This window comes from Mycobacterium sp. TH-M15 (genome assembly GCF_057473705.1).
Window position 1 is genome coordinate 1 of sequence record NZ_JBYCLB010000531.1, and the last position, 5,826, is coordinate 5,826.

A 5,826-nucleotide genomic window follows, 5' to 3' on the forward strand; every position below is an offset into this window, starting at 1 on the left:
CGGTGCTGGCCAGCAGCACGTCGATCTGCCCTTCGCGCAGCGCCTCCGGACCGCTGGTCGCGGTGGTCACCTCGGTGACGGTGATGCCCGCCGGGCCGCAGGCGGTGGCGATCGCCCCGACGACGGCGGCCAGCCGCGGATTGGGCCCGCGGTAGCCGATCCGCACCGTCAACGGTTTGTCGCCCAGCGCCTCGCGGGCGGCGGCCGGGTCGGACCGGACGAATTCGCCCACCGCCGGCACGCTCTCGGCCTGGTTGAACGCGTCGTCGCCGGCGGCGTTGAGCCGGGCGTCGGCGATCGGCACCCCGGCGTCACGCGCGATCACGTCACGCGGGGTGCACAGCGCCAGCGCCCGGCGTTTCGGTTGTTCGGAGAGCGGCCCGTGCGGCGCGAAGATCAGCTGCTCGATGCCATCGGATGGCGAATCGATGCTCTGGAAGTCCTCGGAGGTGACCAGCAGGCCGACCGACCCGGTCGCCACGTCGACCACCTCGATCTCCCGCTGGTTGATCCGGTCGGCGATATCGGCGCTCTGCGGCCACACCGTGACCCGTTTGGTGACCGGCTTGGTGCCCCACCAGCGATCGTTGGCCACCAGCACCACCGCGCCGTTGTCCAGCACCGAGTCGATCTTGTACGGCCCCGACGCGGGGAAGTGCTTGAGGTCGATGTCGTGCTTGAGCTGCCAGATGGTGTTCCACGCCTGGGCGATCTTCGGCACCGCGACCAGGTCGTTGTTCAGCAGCGCGTCCACGACGTTCACGCCGAGCTCGTCGGCGATCACATGCGCCGGCATCATCGACGTCGCGGTGAACAGCTGCTGGTAGTCGGCGATGCCGCGGTCCAGCCCGAAGGAGACCCGGGCCTTCTTCTCGCCGGCCTGACAGTCGACGCGCTCGATGTCGAGATAACCGGCCCGGCTGGCGGCGTCGAACCCGGGGAATCGGCCGGATTGGGCCGCCCAGGCCAGCACCATGTCGTCGCAGACCACCGGCCGGCCGTCGGAGTACACCGCCTCGTCGGCGATCTGGTAGTCGAGCAGCAGTGGTGCGCGGCCGACCACCGAGATGCTGCCGAAGTCGCGGTCGGAGATGACCTGCCCGTCCGGCCCGTGGTAGCCGAAGCCGACCAGGGTGCGGGCGAACGCCTGGGCGCCGGCCGACGCCGCGCCGGCCACCGTCGAGGTGTTGTAGCTGGGCAACGATCCGTCGACGGCGTAGTCGATCCGGCTCAGGACCGAGCCGGAGCAGGCCGGCAGCAGCCCCGCGACGGTGCCGAGCACGGCCAGCAGAGCCGCGACACGCCGGTAGCGGACCGCCACGGGACTACTGTCCGGCGCTCGGCTTGCCGGTCGGGCGTCGACTGCGGCTGGTCGGCCGCACCGGCCGGGCACCGGGCGCCGGCGTGCTCGGCAGCGTTCGACCGGCCGCCGTCGACGCCGGCTCGTTGCCGGCCTCGCCGCCGATGACCGCGGTGCCTTCGGTGCCCCCCGCGGTCTCCTCGACGTGGTCGGGCGACTCGGGCGACCGGTTGCGGCGTTTGAGCACCCGGCGGGTGTGGTTGCGCACCAACTCGGTGCGCTCCCGCATGCTGACCAGCAGCGGGGTGGCGAAGAAGATCGACGAGTAGGTGCCGACGATGATCCCGACCAGCTGCACCAACGCCAGGTCCTTGAGGGTGCCGACGCCGAGTCGCCAGACCGCGATCACCATCAGCGCCAGCACCGGCAGCACCGAGATCACGCTGGTGTTGATCGACCGCATGAAGGTCTGGTTCACCGCCAGGTTGGCCTGCTCGGCGTAGGTGCGCCGGGTGGTGTGCTGGAAACCGTGGGTGTTCTCCTCCACCTTGTCGAAGACGATGACGGTGTCGTAGAGGGAGAACCCGAGAATGGTCAGCAGGCCGATCACCGTGGCCGGGCTGACCTCGAAGCCGACCAGCGCGTACACCCCCGCGGTGACGACGATGTCGAAGACCAGCGAGGCCATCGCGGCAATCGTCATGAAGCGGTCGTAGTGCAAGGTGATGTAGAGCGACGCCAGCACCAGGAACACCACCAGCGCGATCAGTGCCTTCTTGGTGATCTGCCCGCCCCAGGTCTCCGACACCGCCGAGTCGCTGATCGCGTCCTTGCTGGGCTGACCGTCGGCGCCCTTGGGGTGGAACGCCTCGAAGAGGGCGTCCCGGAGCTGGTTCGTCTGGTCGTCGGTGAGCGTCTCGGCGCGGATCTGCACCGTCTCCGAGGCGCCGCTGCCGACGATCACCACCGACTCCGGGTTGCCGCCGATCGCGTCGCGGAACACCTCTTCGACCTGGCTGACGCCGACCTGCTGATCGCCGGCGCCGCGCGGGAACGCCACCTTGGTGCCGCCCTTGAAGTCGATCCCGAAGCTGAACCCGCGGACCAGGATGGCGGCCAGGGCGATCGCCACGATCAACCCGCTGACCAGGTACCACAGCTTACGTCGGCCGATGACCTCGAACGCGCCGGTGCCGGTGTACAGCCGGGACAGGAAGCCGTGGCGCGGCAGCTGGGTGACGGATTTCTTGGCCGTCTTGGAGGCGGCCTTCGCCACGCCGGTACCGGTTTCGGTGAGGTCCACCGCGGCGGCGGTGGTTTCGGCCGCTTCGTCGTCGACGCTGTGCTTGGCCATCGCGCTATCCCCGTCCCGTCGACTCGGCCATCGCCCGCCGCTCGCGGGCGACCTCCTGCACGGCCCCGAGGCCGTTGAACGCCGGCTTGGCCAGCGTCGGCGACTTGGACGCCTGGTACACCAGCGGCCAGGTCACCAGGAACACCACCACCAGGTCCAGCACCGTGGTGAGTCCCAACGTGAACGCGAAGCCCTTCACCTGGCCGACCGCCAGGAAGTACAGCACCGCGGCGGCCAGGAACGTCACCGCGTTGCCGGAGATGATCGTCTTGCGGGCCCGTGCCCACCCGCGCGGCACCGCCGACCGGAACGATCGGCCTTCCCGGATCTCGTCTTTGATCCGCTCGAAGAACACCACGAACGAGTCGGCGGTGGTGCCGATTCCGATGATCAGACCGGCGATTCCGGCCAGGTCGAGCGTGTAGTTGATGGACCTGCCCAGCAAGACCAGGATCGCGTAGACCAGCGCGCCGGACGCCACCAACGACAACACGGTGAGCAGCCCCAGCACCCGGTAGTACAGCAGCGCGTACAGGAACACCAGCACCAGTCCGATCGCACCGGCGATCAAACCGGCCCGCAGCGCCTCCAATCCGAGTGTCGGCGAGACGGTTTCGGCCTCCGACGACTCGAACGACAGCGGCAGCGAGCCGTACTTCAGCACGTTCGCCAGTTCCCGGGCGCTGTTGGCGGTGAAGTGGCCGGTGATCTGGGTCCGCCCGCCGAGGATCGGCTCGCGGATCTGCGGCGCGCTGACAACCTGCGAGTCGAGGACGAACGCGGTCTGGGTGTTGATGTGGTTCTTGGTGAAGTCGGCCCAGGTGTCGGCGGCGTTGCCCTTGAACTGCAGCTGCACCATGTAACCGCCGCCCTGCGGATCCTGGCCGGACTCGGCGCTCTGAATCTGGTCGCCGCTGATGATCGACGGCGCCAGCAGGTAGGCGACCTCGTGGTCCTGCGAGCAGGTGATCAACGGCAGGTCCGGATCGTCGTTGCCGGCCAGCACGTCGTCTTCGTTGCACCGGGTCGCCTGCCACTGCAGCACCCGAATCTGCATCAGCTGGTTGTCGGTCTGCCGCAACAGCTTCTCCGCCTCGATGCGCTTGGCCAGCGTCTTCTGCTGATCCGGCTTACCGGGAGCAGGAGCCTCCGGCGCCGTCGCGCCCGGCTCCGGCGACCGGGATTCCGGCGACTCGGGCGCCGGTTCCTCCGGTCCGCTGGACGGGGTGGGGGCCGGGGTGGGGGCCGGCGTGGGGGTGGGTGTCGGGGCCAGCGGGTAGGGCCGCGGCTGCGCCGGGACCCCGGGCTGACCCGGCACGGGCTGCTCCGGCTGCCCCTGATCGACCGGGGGCAGCTCGGGAAGCTCCGGCAACTGCGGCTGGCCGGGGGCACCGGGCTGGCCCGGCGCGGGCTCCTCCGCGGTACCCGGCTGGCCCGGCGCACCGGGCTGGGCGGGCCGCTTCGCCGGCCGGCGTCCGGAGCTGGGCAGCGCCTCCTGCGCCGGTATGGCGGTGATCACCGGCCTGATGTAGAGCCGTGCCGTCTGCCCCAGGCTGCGCGCTTCGTTGCCACTGCTGCCCGGCACGGTGATCACCAGGTTGTCACCGTCGATGACCACCTCCGACCCGGAGACCCCGAGGCCGTTGACCCGCGCTCCGATGATCTGCTGGGCCAGGCTCAGCGCCTCCCGGGTGGGCGGCGAGCCGTCCGGCGTGCGCGCGGTCAGCGTCACCCGGGTGCCGCCCTGCAGGTCGATGCCGAGTTTGGGCTCGGCCCGCTTGTCCCCGGTCAGGAACACCAGCAGGTAGACGCCGATGAGCAGGGCCAGGAAGACCGACAGGTACCGGGCGGTGTGCACCGGCGCCGAAGGCGATGCCACGTTGTTGAGTCTCCTCCGCTCAGTGCGCGATCCGCTCCTGCGGCGTCTGGCTATCCGCGCGTGCTCTGTCTCCGGCGATCACGTCGACCGCACCCGAAAGAGCGTACGTGTCGACGCCCGCACCTCAATCCCTGGGCAGTTGGTCCGCGTCGGCGCCGGTCTCGGCCGGCTGGCCGGCGTCGGCTTCGAGCTCCGGCTCGATCCGGTCCCGGACGGCCAGCTTCAGCCACGTCGTCACCACGCCCGAGGCGATCTCCAGGTCGACGGTGTCGTCGGTGATCGCGACGATCGTGGCCTCCAGCCCACCCATGGTGTGCACCCGTTCGCCGATCTCCAGCGATTCGTGCAGGTCGATGGTGGCCCGCATCGCCCGCCGCTGCCGCCGCGAGACGAAGAACAGGAAAGCGCCGAAGGCGGCCAGCGCGGGCAGGAAAACACCGAGGTTCTGCATGACGGCGATCGATCTTTCGTGTCGGGTTTCTTCGGTGGCAAGCGGGCTACCCGACCTGCCGCAGGCCGGATGTGGTGCTCGTCGTCGACCGGATCAGTGATTCAGTGATAGTGTGCCATCCCGCTCCGTCCGCGGTGCGGGCAGACGCGCTTTTATCTCAGGAGGTTGGCCATGGGGAAGTCGATCGCCCGGTTCGCCGCCGCGGCGGCGGCCGCGCTGATACCACTGGCGATCGGGCTCGCCGCGGCGCCGGCCGAGGCGGACCCGCCGCTGGACTGCCCCGGCGGCCAGTACTGGGAACCCAGCACCAACACCTGCATGCCCCTCGGCCAGGGGCCGACACCGCTGGACTGCCCGCCGGGCGAATGGTGGAACCCGTTCGGCAACTCCTGCCGGCCACTCGGACAGCTCTGACCCGCGGGCTGAGCCGCGACGCGGATAGGCTCGGGGCATCCACCTGCAGACCCGCGGAAGGAGACCGCCGTGCCGACTGCGCCCCTGCCGCCGCTTGAGCAGAGCCGCCACCTGGCCACCGAGATCCCCGGACCGGCCTCGGTGCGGCTGGCCGGCCGCCGCGCCGCCGCGGTCCCCCGCGGGGTGGCCAGCGCGATGCCGGTATACGCGGCGCGGGCGGCCGGCGGCATCGTGGAGGACGTCGACGGCAACCGGCTGATCGACCTGGCGGCCGGCATCGGGGTCACCACCGTCGGCGGCGCCGCCCCCCGGGTCGTCGAGGCGATCCGGGCGCAGGCCGCGGCCTTCACCCACGCCAGCTTCACGACCACTCCGTACGAGTCGTATGTGGCGGTGGCCGAAGCCCTCAACCGGATCACCCCCGGCTC

At 70.5% G+C, this 5,826-nt stretch carries 6 protein-coding genes; 2 read left to right on the forward strand and 4 right to left on the reverse strand.

Translation table 11 applies throughout. The features are described 5' to 3' along the window. From AC2VNT_RS12915 to yajC, 4 genes are all read right to left on the reverse strand, one after another. Positions 1-1,321: ABC transporter substrate-binding protein (locus AC2VNT_RS12915; protein WP_486947240.1), on the reverse strand; the 1,321-nt coding region annotated here is incomplete at its 3' end. A 4-nt stretch (positions 1,322-1,325) separates the two neighbouring features. After that, on the reverse strand, positions 1,326-2,654 hold the full coding sequence (gene secF / locus AC2VNT_RS12920) for a protein translocase subunit SecF (protein WP_486947241.1): 1,329 nt from the start codon (positions 2,652-2,654) through the stop codon (positions 1,326-1,328). Between the two features lie 4 nt (positions 2,655-2,658). Then, positions 2,659-4,533, reverse strand: a complete 1,875-nt coding sequence (gene secD, locus AC2VNT_RS12925) for a protein translocase subunit SecD (protein ID WP_486947242.1) — start codon at positions 4,531-4,533, stop codon at positions 2,659-2,661. A 124-nt stretch (positions 4,534-4,657) separates the two neighbouring features. Then, entirely contained in the window at positions 4,658-4,984 is a 327-nt protein-coding gene (gene yajC / locus AC2VNT_RS12930) for a preprotein translocase subunit YajC (RefSeq protein WP_486947243.1), read from the reverse strand. A gap of 171 nt (positions 4,985-5,155) precedes the next feature. Between yajC and AC2VNT_RS12935 the strand changes: the two genes are divergently transcribed. Beyond that, positions 5,156-5,398: a hypothetical protein gene (locus AC2VNT_RS12935; protein WP_486947244.1), complete on the forward strand. Its 243-nt coding sequence runs from the start codon at positions 5,156-5,158 to the stop codon at positions 5,396-5,398. An 84-nt stretch (positions 5,399-5,482) separates the two neighbouring features. Beyond that, positions 5,483-5,826: aminotransferase class III-fold pyridoxal phosphate-dependent enzyme (locus AC2VNT_RS12940; RefSeq protein WP_486947245.1), on the forward strand; the 344-nt coding region annotated here is incomplete at its 3' end.

Excerpts from the sequence above, each read along its gene's own strand:
- secF (WP_486947241.1), bottom strand. The coding sequence starts at position 2,654 with ATGGCCAAGCACAGCGTCGACGACGAAGCGGCCGAAACCACCGCCGCC.
- yajC (WP_486947243.1), bottom strand. The coding sequence starts at position 4,984 with ATGCAGAACCTCGGTGTTTTCCTGCCCGCGCTGGCCGCCTTCGGCGCT.
- AC2VNT_RS12935 (WP_486947244.1), top strand. The coding sequence starts at position 5,156 with ATGGGGAAGTCGATCGCCCGGTTCGCCGCCGCGGCGGCGGCCGCGCTG.